We start from the raw sequence: 15658 nt of genomic DNA, 5'->3' as shown, positions 1-15658 counted from the left end.
GGACGCTGCGGGTCGAATCGGACGAGGCAATCGGCGTGCCCGGACGACTGCGGCCCACACCTTTTTCGGTCGATCGAAAGTCGCGGACTGCCTACCCGCGCAGCGTGCGACGCGCGGGCTTGGAATTTGCTTTACATGTGCGGTCGTGCTCGTGTGGCCGGACAGTGGTCGTCCGACGATCCAATATAGCCGCCGCGCCTCTTGGGACGTGCCGTCCGGGTAAAGAAAACGATAGTTTGCTATCGAATGTTTTTGCCCCTATCATCTCGCCCATGACCAATCTGCACGACCTCCGCCTCGCCGTCAGCAGCCTGCTCGTGCTCACCGCGCGCAAGTGGCGCCGCACCAGCGACGGCGCGCTGACCGCATACAACGTATCCGAAGCCTGCGCGACGCCGCTGCTGATCGCCGGGCGCCTCGGCGAAGGCGTGCGGCAAGGCACGCTCGCCGAGCACGTGGGCATCGAAGGGCCGTCGCTCGTGCGCCTGCTCGACCAGCTGTGCGCGGCCGGCCTGGCGCGCCGCGACGAGGATCCGCACGATCGCCGCGCGAAGACGATCTCGCTGACGGCCGCCGGCCGCGCGGTCACCGCAAAGATGGAGGAAGACCTGCGCGCGCTGCGCGCCCAGGTGCTCAAGGGCGTGTCGCGCGCCGATCTCGAAGCGACGCTGCGCGTGCTGAACGCGTTCAACGCAGCCGATCCGCATCCTCCGGCGTCGCACCCGTCCCGCCCCGCCGATTCCGCGTCATGACCTATCCGAGCCTTCGCGACTGGCTGTTCTCGGGCAAGACGTTCGCCGCGTCGATGCTGGCGCTGTACCTCGGCCTGTATTTCCAGTTGCCGCGCCCGTACTGGGCGATGGCGAGCGTCTACATCGTGTCGAACCCGTTCGTCGGCGCGACGCGCTCGAAGGCGCTGTACCGCGCGCTCGGCACCGCGCTCGGCGCGGCCGCCGCGATCTTCTTCGTGCCGCCGTTCGTCGAGACGCCGCTCCTGTTCAGCATCATCGTCGCGACCTGGTGCGGCACGCTGCTGTACCTCGCGATCTCCGACCGCACCGCGCGCAGCTACGTCTTCATGCTCGCCGGCTATACGATGCCGCTGGTCGCGCTGCCGACCGTCACCGATCCGTCCACGATATTCGACGTCGCGATCGCGCGCACCGAGGAAATCGTGCTCGGCATCGTGTGCGCGAGCGTGGTGGGCAGCGCCGTGTTCCCGAACCGGCTCGCGCCGACGCTGATCGAGCGCACCGACGCGTGGTTCAAGGACGCCGCGTTCTACGGCCGAGAAACGCTGTCCGGGCACCTGGCCGGCAAGGCGCTGTCCGCATGCCGGCAGCGGCTCGCCGCGACGATCACCGGCCTCGAATTCCTGCTGAGCCAGCTGGGCTACGACCATGCGCATCCGCGTATCCTCGCGCGCGCGCAGGCGCTCGCCGGTCGGATGCAACTGTTCCTGCCGCTGATGTCGTCGCTCGCCGATCCGCTGATCGCGCTGATGCGCGACCTGCACGTGCGGCCGCCCGCGCTCGACGCGCTGCTGGCCGACGCCGCGAAATGGTTCGACGCGCCACTGCCGGCCGTGAAGACCGGCTCCGACGGCGACATGGCGCACGATCCTGTCGCGGACGACCTGCGCGAGCGCATCGCCGCGCTGCAGCCGCCCGACAGCGCGCTGGCGAGCTGGGACGGCGCGTTGCTCTCGAATGCGCTGTGGCGGCTGCGCCAGGTCATCGACATCTGGCAGGACTGCCGCTCGCTGCGCGCGCTGATCGCGAACGAGTCCGGCGTGTGGCAGCCGCGCTACCGGCACTGGCGGCTCGGCGGCACCGAGCGCTTCTTCGACCGCGGGATGATGCTGTTCTCGACTCTGACCGTCGTGTTCGCGATCGTGTTCGCGTGCTGGCTGTGGATCTCGTCCGGCTGGCACGACGGCGCGGCCGCCGTCACGCTCGTGGCCGTGTCGTGCAGCTTCTTCGCCGCGCTCGACGAGCCCGCGCCGCTGGTGTTCAAGTTCTTCCTGTCGACCGCCGCGAGCGTCGTGTTCGCCGGCCTGTACCTGTTCGTCGTGCTGCCGCACGTACACGATTTCGCGATGCTCGTGCTGATGTTCGCGGGCCCGTTCATCCTGATCGGCACGCTGCTGCCCCGCCCGCAGTTCAACATGGTGACGATGCTCGTCGCGGTGAACACGGCCACCTTCATCAGCATCCAGAGCGCGTACGAAGCCGATTTCTTCGTGTTCCTGAACAGCAACCTCGCGGGTGTCGCCGGGCTGCTGTTCGCGTACGTGTGGACACGCGCGACGCGGCCGTTCGGCGCGGAGCTCGCGGTGCGGCGCCTGCTGCGCTCGGGCTGGGAGGACGTCGCGCGCTCCGCGTCGACGCAACCGCTCGACGATCAGCGCAACCACGCATCGCGGATGCTCGATCGCGTCACGCAGCTGCTGCCGCGCCTCGGCGCGTCCGACGACCACCGCCACCCGTCGATCGAGAGCTTCCGCGACCTGCGCATCGCGCTGAACGCGCTCGATCTGCGCCGCTCGCGTCGCAGGCTGTCGGGCGACGTGCCCGACGCGATCGATCGCGTGCTGGCCGGCGTCACCGATCACTACGCGCGCTGCGCGGCCGCGAACGCGCGCCAGCCCGTGCCGCCCGAGCTGCTCGCGACGATCGACGACGCGCTGCAGCGCGTGGCCAGCCGCAACCTGCCGGGCGCCGCGCAGGCCGACGGCGTGCCCACGCCCGCGGTACCGGCCACGCACCGCCGCCTGCGCGACACGCTGCATGCGCTCGTCGGCATGCGCCTGTCGCTGTATCCGGCCGCGGCTGCGCAAGCGCCACAGGCGCCGGACGGAGCACGCGCATGAGCCTGCTTTCCACTTTGTCCTTCCGAGCGCGACCATGATCGGCGAAATCGATATCTTCGGCGTGTTCGTGCCGGCCCCGCTCGTGCTGATGCTGATCGCGTACCTGATCAACATCGTCGTGCGCGCGGTGCTCGAACGCGTCGGCTTCTACCGCCTCGTCTGGCACCGTTCGATCTTCGACCTCGGCATCTACGTGTTCGTGCTGGCCGCCGTCGTGATCGTGTCCCACCAACTCGTGGCTACCTAACGTGAAAAAAACCTGGCTCTCGGCAGGGCAAGTCCTGCTCACCCTGATCGTCGTCGTCGTGGCCGGCCTCGTGCTGTGGCGCATCATCAACTACTACATGTTCTCGCCGTGGACGCGCGACGGGCACGTGCGCGCCGACGTGATCCAGGTCGCGCCGGACGTGTCGGGCCTCATCACCTCGGTGCAGGTCGCCGACAACCAGGCGGTCAAGCGTGGTCAGGTGCTGTTCGTGATCGACCAGGCGCGCTACGCGCTCGCGGAACGGCTCGCCGAAGCGACGCTCGCGCAGCGCCGTGCGACGCTGGCGCAGGCGAAGCGCGAATACGCGCGCAACCTGCAACTCGGCAACCTGGTCGCGAGCGAACAGGTCGAGGAAAGCCGCACGCGCGTCGAGCAGGGCGAAGCCAGCGTCGCCGATGCGCAGGTGTCGCTCGACACCGCGAAGCTGAACCTGCAGCGCACGACGATCGTCAGTCCCGTGGACGGCTACCTGAACGACCGCGCACCGCGCGTCGGCGAATACGTGCCGGCCGGCCGCGCGGTGCTGTCGGTCGTCGACCGCAACTCGTTCCGCGTCGACGGCTACTTCGAGGAAACCAAGCTGCGCGGCATCCATATCGGCCAGCCGGTCGACATCATCGTGATGGGCGAGCCGCATGCGCTGCGCGGCCACGTGCAGAGCATCGTCGCCGCGATCGAGGATCGCGACCGCACGCAGGGCGCAAACCTGCTGCCGAACGTGAACCCGGCGTTCAGCTGGGTGCGGCTCGCGCAGCGCGTGCCGGTGCGCGTCGTGCTCGACGAGGTGCCTGACGATTTCCGGATGATCGCGGGCCGTACCGCGACCGTGTCGATGCGCGGCGCCGACGCGCGTCGCAACGACGACGCGAAACCGGCAGGCGCCGGCACCGCGTCGGCGGCCGCGCCGGTTTCGGCTACGTCAGGTACGGCCGCCAGCGCCGCGGGAGCATCGCAATGAAGCGACACGGTCTGCGCGTCGCGGCGACGCTCGCCCCGCTCGCGCTCGCACTCGGTGCGTGCAAGTCGGTCGGCCCCAACTACACGCTGCCGCAACAGGCGTACGTCAACGCACCACTCGCGAACCATGCGCTCGACGATGCGAACGGCGCGCTGGTGTCGCGCGACGCGGTGCCCGGCAACTGGTGGCAGCTGTACGACGACCCGGTACTCGACGCTCTCGTGCGCGATGCGCTGAAGTCGAACACCGACCTGCGCGTCGCCGCGGCGAACCTCGCGCGCTCGCGCGCGGCGCTGGTGGTCGCGAACGAACAGGGTGGCTTTTCGGGCAAAGCGGAAGCGGCCGTGCAGCGCGCGCAGGAATCCGCCGAGCAATACCTGCTCGAAAACAAGCTGCCGGTCGTCAACGAAGGGGCGGTCGGCATCAACGTGTCGTACGAACTCGATCTGTTCGGCAAGCTGCGGCGCGGCGTCGAAGCCGCGCGCGCGGACAGCGAGGCCGTCAAGGCGGCCGGCGATCTCGCGCGCATCACGGTCGTGGCCGACGTCGTGCGTGCATACGTCGAAGCGTGCTCGGCCGGCGACGAACTGGCGATCGCGAAGCAGTCGCTCGCGCTGCAGCAGCAGCGCGTCGCGTTGTCGCAGCGGCTGCGCGATGCCGGGCGCGGCAACCAGACCGACGTGACGCGCGGCGTAACGCAGGTGCGCACGCTCTCCGCCGACATTCCGCGCTTCGAAGGCCGCCGCAAGATCGCGCAGTACCAGCTCGCCGCGCTGCTCGCGCGCGCCCCGGCCGACCTGCCGAAAGCCGCCGCCGAATGCGAACGCCTGCCGAAGCTGCGTCAACCGATTCCGATCGGCGACGGCGCCGCGCTGCTGCGCCGCCGGCCCGACGTGCGCGAAGCCGAGCGGCAGCTCGCCGCCGCGACCGCGCGGATCGGTGTGGCGACCGCCGCGCTGTACCCGTCGGTCAGCATCGGTGCGTCGGCCGGCTCGGTCGGCGTCGCCGCCGACCTGTTCTCGTCCACCACGAATCGCTGGTCGTTCGGCCCGCTGATCAGCTGGTCGTTCCCCGTCAACGGCCAGCGTGCGCGCGTACGCGAAGCCGAAGCCGCAACCGGCGGCGCGCTCGCGCACTTCGACGGCGTCGTGCTGAATGCGCTGCGCGAAACGCAGTCGAGCCTCGCGACCTACGCGGCCGACGTGCAGCGCACGGATGCGCTGCGCACCGCGTACGAATCGGCCCGCAACTCCGCCGCCGAAACGCATCGTCTCTATGCGGCCGGCCGGGAATCGTTCATCGCCGATCTCGATGCGACGCGCACATTGACGAGCGTGCGGGCGCAGGTCGCGGCGGCCGAGGGTCAGGTCGCGGCCGACCAGGTGCGGCTCTTCCTCGCGCTCGGCGGCGGATGGGACGGCGACGGCGCAACGGCCGCCGTGGACGCCGGCTCTGCGGCCACCGCACCTGCGGCCGGCCCGTCGGCGCCGTAGCGACATCGGCATATGTCGCCTGCGTGACGAAACACCCCGCGGCGACCGGTTTTACTGATTCACGCGCAGCATTCGCAGGGGCGGAGTTGACGGTACACTGGCCGATGCATTTCCAGTCACCCGCTACCGCGGCCGGCCCGGCCGCGGCACCTACCCGGAGAGTCATCATGCGAACGAGCGCCCGCAACCAATTTGCCGGCGAGATCAGCGCCGTCAAGCCCGGTGCCGTCAACGACGAAATCACGCTGCGCACGCAGGACGGCCTCGAGATCGTCGCCGTGATCACCCACGGCAGCGCAGCGTCGCTCGGCCTCGCGGCCGGCACGAAGGCATTCGCGCTCGTCAAGGCGTCGTCGGTGATCGTGATGGTCGACGTCGACAGCAGCAAGGTATCGGCCCGCAACTGCGTCGCGGGCACCGTCGTGTCGGTCGCGAAGGGCGCGGTCAATTCGGAGGTCGTGATCAAGGCCGCGGGCGGTGCCGAAATCATCGCGATCGTCACCAACGACAGCGTCGATCGTCTCGGGCTCGCGAGCGGCACCGCCGCAGCCGCGATCTTCAAGGCATCGAGCGTGATCGTCGGCGTCGAGTGATCGCGTGACGATCGCGACGGCGATTCATTGGACGCCGCGCATGCGTGCGACCCGGTTCTCGTCAGGAGCGACGCGATGATCGCTCCGGCCGATCGCACGCATGAACGGGCGTTGCAGTCGCTGCAAGCCGCTGCGGCCCACGCCGACGCGCCCGATGCACGGCTGTTCGGTGCGCTCGTGACGGCACGCGCGTGCCGCAACGAACTGTCGCTGCTCGGCTTGTTGCCCGGCCAGTTCGCCGGCCTGCTGGCCCGGCAGTTTCCGCACCTGCGATCAGTCGATGCCGCCGCACTCGTGCCGACGGCCGCGCCGTCGCCGTTGTCCGCCACTCACTCGGCATTCGTTGCGACGCTGCATGCACGGCTGATGGACGACGCGAATCCCGACGTCGCCCGCGACGATGCCGACTGCCTTGCGTCGATCATCGCGCATGCGTGCCTGCGCCCCGACCATCTGTGGCGCGACCTCGGGCTCGACGGGCGCGATGCGGTATCCGCGATGCTCGAGCGCTTTTTCCCCGCGCTCGCCGCGCGCAACATCGCTCATCTGCGCTGGAAGAAATTCCTCGCGCAGGAAGTGGCCGCATCGCGCGGCGTACCGCCCGGGCCCGCGCCCGGATGCCCCGGTTGCGAGGATTTCGGTTTCTGCTTTCCTCGAGCGCGATAGTTGCCATGGCGACGCGTGACGCCGCCTGTTTCGTCGCATCGTCAGCCGGAAAAGCCGCGTTGACCGGCATGGCAAGCGCGAACCTGCCGTTACGCAACTTCGACGCCGCATCCCACTTCGACGAAAGAGCGCGGATAGCCCGCATCTCACGCGGCAACAGCTGAATGATCGTCAAATCGCTGACCGGTTGCCCGCGCGTGTTCCGCGCGTCACACCCCGAGGCGGCAACGCGCGGCTTCCGGCACGCGAATGCCGGCAACCGGCGGCGGCGGACCGATGAACGGCCGCTCGCGCTTCCCATAAATGGGAACCTCGCGATCCGCAGCGCCCGTCGCTCACGACACGGTCAGTGTCGATGCCGGTGATGAATATCCGGAAAATGCGCGTGACTATGCGTGATCGGCAGATGCACGTGCGGATGCGTGTGCGGTTCATCGCCGTCATACGGGAAGTCGTGCGCATGCTGGTGATGGTCCTCGTGCCGATGCCGATGCGTATGCTCGAGCCGCTCGTGCGCATGTGTGTGTTCGTGCCGTTCGCGCACGTGCAGCCAGATGCCGAGCGCCATCAGCGCGGTCGCGATCCAGAACGTCGCGGGCGGCAGCGCGGGCCAGATCAGCAGCGACAGCACGACCCCGAACAGCGGGGCAATCGAAAAGTACGCACCGGTGCGCGCGCTGCCGAGATGACGCAGCGCGACGACGAACAGCACGAGGCTGATCCCGTAGCCGCCGAGCCCCGTCAGCATTGCCGCAGCCGTGACCGGTATCGCAGGCGGCGTCGCGCCGGTCGCCAGCGCGATGCCGATGTTCACCGGCCCCGCGATCAGCCCTTTCACGCACGCGATCACCATCGCGTCGTTGGCGGCCACCTTGCGGGTCAGGTTGTTGTCGATCGCCCAGCACAGGCATGCGCCGACGATCAGCAGCGCACCGACCGGCACGCCGGCCCGGCCCGGTGTCCACGACAACAGCGCGCCGCCGGCGACGATCGCCATCATGCCGACAAATACCTGCGTATCCACGTTCTCGCGAAACACGACCCACGCGATCACGGCCGTCAGCACGCCCTCGAGATTGAGGAGCAACGCGCTCGTGGCCGCCGGCGTGCTCGACAGCCCGAGCATCAACAGAGCCGGGCCGGCCACGCCGCCCGCCGCGATCGTCCCGGCCAGCCACGGCAGATCGGCGCGCTGCAACGGCGCGGCGTCCGCGGCCGGTGCACGACGGCCGTGCCAGCCGCGCAGCAGCATCCCGATGCCTAGCCCGATGCCACTGCCGAGATAGAAAAGGCCGGCGACCATGAACGGCGACATCGCGCCGATCAGCGCCTTGGCGAGCGGTGTCGCGGCGCCAAACAGCGCGGCAGCGGCGAGCGCGACGAAAATCGCGGAATGTCTCGGGTTCATGGTCCGGGTTGAATTGACGTTGACGACGCTGGGCGTGGCTTTGGATCGAACCGGGGCTTGCCTTACTTTTCGAAAGACTGGTTGTATCGCGACAATCGGCTTGCCCGCGGGCTGATGATCCAGTCGTGATTATCGCTCGCCATTTTTGTCGCGACGAGCAAGCGGGATCGCTCGCGTGTCGGTCGACGCGTTTCGCTTCGTCATTTCGGAACGCGAATTATCGGGGCGGGCCTCTTCATTATTCTGCAATACGAAGCATTGGAACGAAAACGAAGCCGTCGAAACATCATGCATGCCGAGGCTGATCGACGAATGTGAGTCGTCCGGTCGCTGTGTCTGTTCGACAGGGAGAAGATGTACCGGCCGATTCAGCGCCGGTGGAGGCAGTCCCGACCTGCCTCTGTCGAGGCAGGTCGGTCTGTCGTGTCATGCGTCGCCGCGGCTTGCAGCGGGTGCGCGGCGCGCGGTGCGGATCACTCGTTGCCGGCTGCTTGCTGTTCGACCTGCTGCGCGGCGTCGGTCTGCACCTTCGCTTCCGCTTCGGCTTGCGCCGGTTGCTGTGCGGCAGCGGCCTCGGCCGGCTGCTCGGCCTTCGGCTGCTGCTGCGCACCCTTGGCCGATTGTGCCGCGCCCTTGCCGCCAGGGCGGCGAGCCTTCAGACGGCGCGCACGCGCCGCGTCGTCGTGCGTCACGCGCCCGGCTTCGTTGCCCTGCAGATCGACGCGCACCGCGTCTTCGACGAGGCAGGACCAGTAGCGATTGCCGCGGCACCACGTCGACATTGCTTCGCGCAGTTCCGCTTCGTTGAGGCCCACGGCCTGCGCTTCGCGTGCGAGATCGTCCCAGATGCCAACCTTGAGCGGCACTTTAGGGGCCGGATTCTTCGGGAACGCGCGCGGAAACTTTCGCTGCAGTTTGCCGATTGCGACGATGACCGGATCGACCGGCGCCGACGGCTTCGCCGAAGCAGGCTTCGCCCGATGCTGCGCCTTCGCGCCGGCGCCCGGCTTGGCGCCGCGGGACGGCTGGTCGCCGGACTTCGGCTTCGCGCCGGCGTCCGTCGGCGCCGCCGGCCGCTTCGCGTTGCGCTCCTGCTTGGCCTTCGCTGCGAGCTGCGCCCGCAATTCGGCAAGTTGTTCAAAACCCATAAATTCAATCCACCAGGAATATAAGGTGTGGTTCGTGCGGCCATGCCGCGCGGCACAAAAGCATCGCCGCCATGCGTGGGGCCGGCCTGCCGCCGGTGCGGAACACGACGGGGCCGCATCGCGCACGCCACTCTGTTTTCAGGCACCCGGCCTCGATGCCGGACAAGACAGGAGTGGAAGTATACCGGTACGCGGGACGGCCGGTTGACTCGCCGGTCTGCATTTGCCCGAGCCGCGGCGCCGAAAATGCGTCCGCGTGGTCGTGTTGCGCATTATATGGATACGTTTCCGGATGTCACGCCATTCGCGGCCCGGCCGGAAATCGGCTGTGCGGACGCTCAACTGAATACGCATCTTCCGCGCGACAGCCGTTGAACAGTGTCGTGTCGCATCCGCGATGCGTTGCGTGCCCCCGACGTCGCACGACACGCCCGCCCGACCCTCGCTTGCGCCGGCATCGGCGTCCGATTCGTTGCGTCCGCATCGATCGCGTCGCGGACGAAAATATCGGAAAGTGCGTAGTATGGCCGAATCGACTTCGTTGGCAGCACGTCCCGTCGGCTTTTCACCGCACGCCCGATCGGCGCGCGCGATCCCGTTGCCTGCGAAAAGACCCGGTTACACGAGATGGAGCGGATGCATGGTTTCCCAAGACGACACCCCGCACGACGGCATTACGCGCGAGGAGATCCACCATCGGCAGATCGACATGCGCGGCTATCGGCGCAGCGATGGCCTGTTCGAAGTAACGGCCTGCCTCGCGGACCGCAAGACCACCGATTTCACGCCGCCCGGCGGTGCACGGACGGTCGCGGCGCTGACCCCGCTCCACGATCTCGGCGTGACGCTAGTCTTCGACGTCGACATGGTCGTGCGCGCCGTATCCACGTTCATCCGTTCGCATCCGTATGCGCAATGTCCGGGCGGCGGCGACTCGCTGCAGGCGCTCGTCGGGTTGAATATCGGCACGGGCTGGAACAGCGAGGTGCGCAAGCGCCTGCCGTCTTGCGATACGTGCACGCACCTGAAGGAATTGCTCGGCCCGATCGCCACGACGGCCTATCAGACGATGGTCGGCATGCGGCGATCGTCGCTCGATTACCGAGACAGTGAAGGCAAGCCGCTCAAGATCGACAGTTGCTATGCATACGGCGCATCGCGCGATCTCGTGAAACGTCTTTGGCCCGAATACTACCGGCCGTCGGGCACTGCAAAGGGCAACTGAAGCCCCGGCCCTCGGCGGTTCGGCGTTGTTTGCGAAATCGGTATTGCGCGAACGGCCGCAGATCCCGCCTGTATCGCTTCGTCAGATCGGCGCCCCCGGCTCCGTCCTCAGAACACGCCCAGTGCCAGCCCCGCGGCAAGCCCCGCACCCAGTTCGGCGCAGCGCGCGAGCGCGTCACCGTCGATCGTCTTCGCCGCGAGAATACGTTCCTGAGTCTGCGCATGCGTGCAGACGATCAACCCGGGCGCGACGTTCTTCAGCCGCCATCCGGTCGCGATCCGGTCGATCTGCCGCAATGCGTTCTGTCCGTCGCTGCCCGCGCAGACCATCGCCGCATACGGACGGCCGTTCACGCGATCGAGCGCCGCGTAGTAGCAGCGATCGAAGAAATCCTTCATCAACCCGGACATCGCCGCAAGATTCTCCGGCGTCGCGAACAGGTACGCGTCGGCTGCCAGCACGTCGTCGGCGCTCGTCGCGTCCGCGCGCTGCAACCTGACCTCGACGCCGGGCTGCTCGCGAGCCGCACCGGCAGCCGCTTCGGCCATCTGCTGCGTGCCTCCGGTCATCGTGTGATAGACGATCAACAGCGTCTTCATGGGTCGTTGCTCGCAGTCGGCTTCGGGGGTGCGCGGACGGTATCGCCGGGTTTGGGCCGGCGGGCCGGTCGACGCGGGTAGGTGCGATTGTGCGTTCGTTTTCTCCGGATCGGTAGGTTGCGCGCATCGCAACGATTTCGATCGGCCCACGCTTGCGGATGCGCGGTCAGTCCTGCGTGCGATGCGACGCGGCGCCGTCGTCCGGTCGCGCGTAGTACGCGAGGAACATGTCGGCGGCCGATTCCGCCACTTTTTGCTGCTCCTGCGCCGTCAGCGGCGGCTGGCCCATCGTGATCTGCGGCCAGAATGCGAATGCCTTCACGGCGCCATGCAACTGGTGCGCGGCGAACACCGGATCGGTAACCGCCAGACGGCCGGCCGCCGCAGCCGCACGCACCCAGACCGTGACGTCTTCCTCACGCTCGCCGAGACGTTCGACCATGTCGCGCGCTCGTTCCGGCGAGTGGATGGCCGCGCCGATCGCGACGCGCGCCAGTGCGAGAAACGCGTCGTCGTTCATCAATCGCAATTTGCGGTCGAGCAGCGCGAGCAGTTGCTCGCGCAGCGGCACCTCGGCGCGATAGGTCGGCGAGTTGCCGGTTCGGGTCGCATCCCACAGCTTGTTCAGGATCGCGGCGAACAGCGTCTCCTTCCCCGGGAAATGGTTGTAGACGGTTCGCTTCGACACGCCCGCCCGCGCGGCGATGCGATCCATGCTCGTCGCATCGTAGCCGGCCGCGAGAAATTCCTCGATTGCCGCATCGACGATGGCCGCGCGCTTTCGGTCAGTGAGGCGCTGAGGAGGAGTGCTGGTATCCATTCAGAAATTTTACACCGGGCAGTTTACTTATCCCAAAAATAAACTACACTGTTTAGTGTACTTTATTTTTCGGACGAACCGACATGGCATCGCCTCTCGTTTTGATTCATCGCATTCTTGGCTTTGCGGCCGCCCGTCGCGGCCGGACGCTGTCCGGCAGTTCGCCGCAGCACAATGGCGAGCGCTTTGCCAATGTCGCGCCGCGGCCCGCCGAAGGATTGGGCAAGACGCTGGGCATTGCTTGGAACATGCTGGTCAACAAGCCGCGTCATACCGTGCCGGCCGGCGCGCTTCCCGTCGAATCGCTGACCCGCGATGAACTCGACGCGGCGCCCGATCGCAGCCTGTACCGGCTCGGGCATTCGACGCTGTTGCTGAAGCTGCGCGGCGAATTCTGGTTGACCGATCCGGTGTTTGCCGAGCGCGCGTCGCCGTTCCGGCGCATCGGCCCCAAGCGCTTTCATGCTCCGCCGATTGCGCTGAAAGATCTTCCGCCGCTGCGCGGCGTAATCCTGTCGCACGATCATTACGATCACCTCGATCGCGACACGGTGCTCGCGCTGGCCGCCACCACCGGCGTGTTCGTGACGACGCTGGGCGTCGGCGATCGGCTGATCGAATGGGGGATCGATGCGGACAAGGTCCGCCAGCTCGACTGGTGGCAAAGCGTGGACTTGGCCGGGCTGACGCTGACGGCGACGCCCGCACAACACTTCTCAGGGCGTAGCCTGTTCGACGGCAACAGTACGCTGTGGGCATCGTGGGTGATCGTCGACGACGACCTGCGCCTGTTCTTCAGTGGCGATACGGGCTATTTCGACGGCTTCCGGGAGATTGGCGAGCGCCTCGGGCCGTTCGACGTCACGCTGATCGAAACTGGCGCCTATGATGCTCAATGGCCGTACGTGCACATGCAACCGGAAGAAACCGTTCAGGCGCACATCGATTTGCGTGGGCGCTGGCTGGTCCCGATTCACAACGGCACGTTCGACCTCGCCATGCATCGCTGGCAGGAGCCGTTCGAGCGTGTCACGGCATTGGCGCTCGTACGCGGCATCGAGCTCTCGACACCGAGGATGGGCGAACGCCTCGATCTCGACGCGCCGCATCGTGGCGAGCGCTGGTGGCACGCGGTCGACGAGCGCGCGGCAGCGCCGGCGGCGAAATCGCGGCGCTGGCAGCTTTGCGCATCGCAGGCGACGAAGTAGTCCGCCAGTCGCTGCATGCGCCTTCCCGGAAGATGGCCGTCCCGCGATTCCGGATAGTGAGCGTATTGCCGGCGTCCCCTGCACGTCGACGGCCTGCCTGTCGATCCGATTACCTGAGTAGAGAAGTCATGCATCCGGTACCCGTCCGATACATACCCGGCCGACGAGACGATGACGTCGCCATCGCGGCATTCGACCAGGCAGGCCACCGTTCGACCCGCCGCAGCCGCGAGAATGAATTGCGACAGACACTCGTGGAGCGCGTCGCGAGATGGACCGAAGGCATCGATCACCTCAATACGGCCATTCCCAACCTGAGCTTTCATCGACGGGAAGCGCCCACGCTACCGATGGAATGCATGGTCGAGCCGAGCTTCGGTCTCGTCGTTCAGGGCGCGAAGCGGGTCATGCAGAGCGGGGATGCTTACATCTACGACGTCGACCGCTTTCTGATTACGTCGCTCGATCTGCCCGGTTCGACGCAGATCATCGAGGCAAGTCCCGACAAACCGTTTCTCGGGCTCGGCCTCAAGCTCGATTTCCGCGTCATGGCCGAACTGATGGTGCAAGTCGCGCCGGATCACGACGAGGCGCCGGCAGGCCGCGGACTCGTCGTCGGCGACATGACGGAACCGCTGTACGACGCGCTGAACCGGTTACTCGCGCTGCTGGACGACCCGAACGCGATTGCCGTTCTCGCCCCGTACATCGAGCGGGAAATCTACTATCGGCTGCTGACGAGCGACCAGGGCGCCCGCCTGCGCCAGATTGCGTCTACCGGCAGTCAGTGCAACCGCGTGTCGCGCGCGATCCGGTGGTTGCGCGCCCACTACGACGAGTCGTTGCGCGTCGATGATCTCGCGGCGCAGGTTCAGATGAGCAGTTCAACCTTCCATCACCACTTCCGTCAGCTCACCGGCATGAGTCCGTTGCAATATCAGAAATGGATACGGCTCAACGAGGCGCGGCGCCTGATGCTGACGGAGCGCCTCGACGCTGCGTCGGCGGCGTTCAGGGTCGGGTATGCGAGCCCGACCCAGTTCAACCGGGAATATAGTCGGCTGTTCGGTAATTCTCCGCGAAGGGATATCGATAGCCTGCGGGGTGGCGCGGACGTCGCTCTGTCGATCGTGGCGAGTTATTGATCGCGATCGACGGACAGTGACGCTGTACAGGCTTTGACGGGATCCGCAAAGTGCGGGGCTGGATTTTCGCAGGCAGGTCAAGGGGATTCGCGTTCCCTCCCGAAGACAACATTGTACCGGCCGTGCTCCAGAGGCCTTCCCGCCCATTCCCGGCAGCCTTCTTCTGTCCATACTCCGCGATTTCACGAATCGGAGGCGTGGCGCATGCGTTGTCACGTGACAACTGGCGCTCAATATCGGCCTAGCTTGTGCTGAATTGGTGGCTCGAGGTGACTCAGCGATGGACTGTCCCTCCGACACGTCGACGACCTCCGGGAGCGCCCACCGAAATCATTTCATAAACTACAAATTACGTATCAATTGAGACAATTCCCTCTGGGATTGCCGCATTCCGCACCGTCGGTGAACTGAAATAGTATACGCCCCCATTTCTGAGCCTGATCGGGCGCATTTTGCGTGAAACAGGATGAAGAATATGGCGCAACCCATTGCCAGACAAGGATTTCCGGCAAGCTTCGATTTTGGGCGAATGTTTCACGACCCGCCCGTTTTTGGTTGTCACATGCCGCTGGCATGCGGAATCCCCGCCCATTGCCGTCAATATGCGGGGTTCCCGCGCATGTCGAGCCTTTTCCAGTTCGGGAGAGTTGATATGTGCCGCTAGAGGGCCGCCCTGCCCCTGCTAACTGAAACGAGTGGGAACACCCGACTTCACCCTCATTAAATGGGGACATATCAATGATCTCACGATATCGCATTTGGGGCATGTCTCCGCAAGCGCTCAGCAGCATAGCCTCAGCGCGTGAGCGTACGCGCAACGATGGGGGAACACTCCCGACGATGTCCGGACCTCACTACCCGGCGTTCCGCGGCAACACCCCGTGGGACGTTCCATTTTTTATATAGCCTCGCGCTGCCGAGCTTCCAGACATCGGCTTCCTGTTGTCACGTGACAACTCGCCTGTCGATCACCGAGGAGCCGGGTGGACCAACGCTCTCGGTATCGGTGATACCTTTTCTTCCGAGCAACATGCCACCTACGCCGCGAGCGCCGGCCCACCACGACGTCCCTTGACGATCGCGAAGTCGCTGTTACTACTCATGCTTGAATCCATTTGTCACGTGACAACTCCACCTCATTGCCGAATAGGCGTACATGGTCATGGGCGGTGCGACCTAGGGAATTGAAGCGAAGAGATTTCTCCTGAGCCCCAGTCGCAAGCGAATCGAAGATTTCCTGCGGGCGTCGGCCCGG

General features: G+C 66.4%; 15 protein-coding genes. 11 read left to right on the top strand and 4 right to left on the bottom strand.

Going from position 1 to position 15658, the window contains the following annotated elements; translation table 11 throughout:
• Positions 1-272: 272 nt before the first annotated feature.
• From A9Z05_RS20635 to A9Z05_RS37925, 8 genes are all read left to right on the top strand, one after another.
• Positions 273-752: a MarR family winged helix-turn-helix transcriptional regulator gene (locus A9Z05_RS20635; protein WP_069619706.1), complete on the top strand. Its 480-nt coding sequence runs from the start codon at positions 273-275 to the stop codon at positions 750-752.
• The gene (locus tag A9Z05_RS20630) at positions 749-2872 is read left to right on the top strand and encodes an FUSC family protein (RefSeq protein WP_069619705.1); all 2124 of its coding nucleotides are present in this window, start codon (positions 749-751) and stop codon (positions 2870-2872) included. Before A9Z05_RS20635 ends, A9Z05_RS20630 begins: the two co-directional genes overlap by 4 nt.
• 34 nt (positions 2873-2906) lie before the next feature.
• Positions 2907-3119, top strand: coding sequence for a DUF1656 domain-containing protein (locus tag A9Z05_RS20625; protein WP_006481008.1), 213 nt, complete (start codon positions 2907-2909; stop codon positions 3117-3119).
• A gap of 1 nt (position 3120) precedes the next feature.
• Positions 3121-4098: an HlyD family secretion protein gene (locus A9Z05_RS20620; RefSeq protein ID WP_069619704.1), complete on the top strand. Its 978-nt coding sequence runs from the start codon at positions 3121-3123 to the stop codon at positions 4096-4098.
• Complete coding sequence (locus tag A9Z05_RS20615) at positions 4095-5591, top strand: efflux transporter outer membrane subunit (protein ID WP_069619703.1); 1497 nt, start codon at positions 4095-4097, stop codon at positions 5589-5591. Before A9Z05_RS20620 ends, A9Z05_RS20615 begins: the two co-directional genes overlap by 4 nt.
• Positions 5592-5758: 167 nt before the next feature.
• Positions 5759-6184, top strand: a complete 426-nt coding sequence (locus A9Z05_RS20610; RefSeq protein ID WP_069619702.1) for a molybdopterin-binding protein — start codon at positions 5759-5761, stop codon at positions 6182-6184.
• Positions 6185-6259: 75 nt separating this feature from the next.
• A complete protein-coding gene (locus A9Z05_RS20605; RefSeq protein ID WP_069619701.1) occupies positions 6260-6850 on the top strand; it encodes a nitrogen fixation protein NifQ in 591 nt (196 codons plus the stop codon).
• Between the two features lie 5 nt (positions 6851-6855).
• Entirely contained in the window at positions 6856-7014 is a 159-nt protein-coding gene (locus A9Z05_RS37925) for a hypothetical protein (protein ID WP_256122046.1), read from the top strand.
• A gap of 182 nt (positions 7015-7196) precedes the next feature.
• Here A9Z05_RS37925 and A9Z05_RS20600 read toward each other — a convergent pair whose 3' ends face one another.
• Positions 7197-8258 carry a DMT family transporter gene (locus tag A9Z05_RS20600; RefSeq protein WP_069619700.1) on the bottom strand — a complete coding sequence of 354 codons (1062 nt, stop codon included), beginning with the start codon at positions 8256-8258 and terminating at the stop codon, positions 7197-7199.
• Between the two features lie 473 nt (positions 8259-8731).
• Positions 8732-9406, bottom strand: coding sequence for a ProQ/FinO family protein (locus tag A9Z05_RS20595; RefSeq protein ID WP_069619699.1), 675 nt, complete (start codon positions 9404-9406; stop codon positions 8732-8734).
• 640 nt (positions 9407-10046) lie between these two features.
• On the opposite strand from A9Z05_RS20595, the gene A9Z05_RS20590 reads away from it, so the two are divergent.
• Positions 10047-10631 carry a DUF2889 domain-containing protein gene (locus tag A9Z05_RS20590; RefSeq protein WP_069619698.1) on the top strand — a complete coding sequence of 195 codons (585 nt, stop codon included), beginning with the start codon at positions 10047-10049 and terminating at the stop codon, positions 10629-10631.
• 107 nt (positions 10632-10738) lie between these two features.
• On the opposite strand, the gene A9Z05_RS20585 is transcribed toward A9Z05_RS20590, so the two are convergent.
• Positions 10739-11230, bottom strand: a complete 492-nt coding sequence (locus A9Z05_RS20585; RefSeq protein WP_069619697.1) for a flavodoxin family protein — start codon at positions 11228-11230, stop codon at positions 10739-10741.
• A 166-nt stretch (positions 11231-11396) separates the two neighbouring features.
• Positions 11397-12050, bottom strand: a complete 654-nt coding sequence (locus A9Z05_RS20580; RefSeq protein WP_069619696.1) for a TetR/AcrR family transcriptional regulator — start codon at positions 12048-12050, stop codon at positions 11397-11399.
• An 83-nt stretch (positions 12051-12133) separates the two neighbouring features.
• Here A9Z05_RS20580 and A9Z05_RS20575 point away from each other — a divergent pair, with 83 nt between their 5' ends.
• Together A9Z05_RS20575 and A9Z05_RS20570 are read left to right on the top strand one after the other, a co-directional pair.
• Positions 12134-13258 carry an MBL fold metallo-hydrolase gene (locus A9Z05_RS20575; protein WP_069619695.1) on the top strand — a complete coding sequence of 375 codons (1125 nt, stop codon included), beginning with the start codon at positions 12134-12136 and terminating at the stop codon, positions 13256-13258.
• A 128-nt stretch (positions 13259-13386) separates the two neighbouring features.
• Entirely contained in the window at positions 13387-14403 is a 1017-nt protein-coding gene (locus A9Z05_RS20570) for an AraC family transcriptional regulator (protein ID WP_069619694.1), read from the top strand.
• Positions 14404-15658 lie beyond the last annotated feature (1255 nt).

This window comes from Burkholderia sp. A2, from assembly GCF_001729305.1.
In the GTDB taxonomy this organism is placed as follows: domain Bacteria; phylum Pseudomonadota; class Gammaproteobacteria; order Burkholderiales; family Burkholderiaceae; genus Burkholderia; species Burkholderia sola.
Note: the sequence above shows the minus strand (reverse complement) of the source record. Positions and strands in the feature narration are given on the sequence as shown.

Coding starts and splice junctions, on each gene's coding strand:
- A9Z05_RS20635 (WP_069619706.1), top strand. CDS start 273: ATGACCAATCTGCACGACCTCCGCCTCGCCGTCAGCAGCCTGCTCGTG.
- A9Z05_RS20630 (WP_069619705.1), top strand. CDS start 749: ATGACCTATCCGAGCCTTCGCGACTGGCTGTTCTCGGGCAAGACGTTC.
- A9Z05_RS20625 (WP_006481008.1), top strand. CDS start 2,907: ATGATCGGCGAAATCGATATCTTCGGCGTGTTCGTGCCGGCCCCGCTC.
- A9Z05_RS20615 (WP_069619703.1), top strand. CDS start 4,095: ATGAAGCGACACGGTCTGCGCGTCGCGGCGACGCTCGCCCCGCTCGCG.
- A9Z05_RS20610 (WP_069619702.1), top strand. CDS start 5,759: ATGCGAACGAGCGCCCGCAACCAATTTGCCGGCGAGATCAGCGCCGTC.
- A9Z05_RS20605 (WP_069619701.1), top strand. CDS start 6,260: ATGATCGCTCCGGCCGATCGCACGCATGAACGGGCGTTGCAGTCGCTG.
- A9Z05_RS37925 (WP_256122046.1), top strand. CDS start 6,856: ATGGCGACGCGTGACGCCGCCTGTTTCGTCGCATCGTCAGCCGGAAAA.
- A9Z05_RS20600 (WP_069619700.1), bottom strand. CDS start 8,258: ATGAACCCGAGACATTCCGCGATTTTCGTCGCGCTCGCCGCTGCCGCG.
- A9Z05_RS20595 (WP_069619699.1), bottom strand. CDS start 9,406: ATGGGTTTTGAACAACTTGCCGAATTGCGGGCGCAGCTCGCAGCGAAG.
- A9Z05_RS20590 (WP_069619698.1), top strand. CDS start 10,047: ATGGTTTCCCAAGACGACACCCCGCACGACGGCATTACGCGCGAGGAG.
- A9Z05_RS20585 (WP_069619697.1), bottom strand. CDS start 11,230: ATGAAGACGCTGTTGATCGTCTATCACACGATGACCGGAGGCACGCAG.
- A9Z05_RS20580 (WP_069619696.1), bottom strand. CDS start 12,050: ATGGATACCAGCACTCCTCCTCAGCGCCTCACTGACCGAAAGCGCGCG.
- A9Z05_RS20575 (WP_069619695.1), top strand. CDS start 12,134: ATGGCATCGCCTCTCGTTTTGATTCATCGCATTCTTGGCTTTGCGGCC.
- A9Z05_RS20570 (WP_069619694.1), top strand. CDS start 13,387: ATGCATCCGGTACCCGTCCGATACATACCCGGCCGACGAGACGATGAC.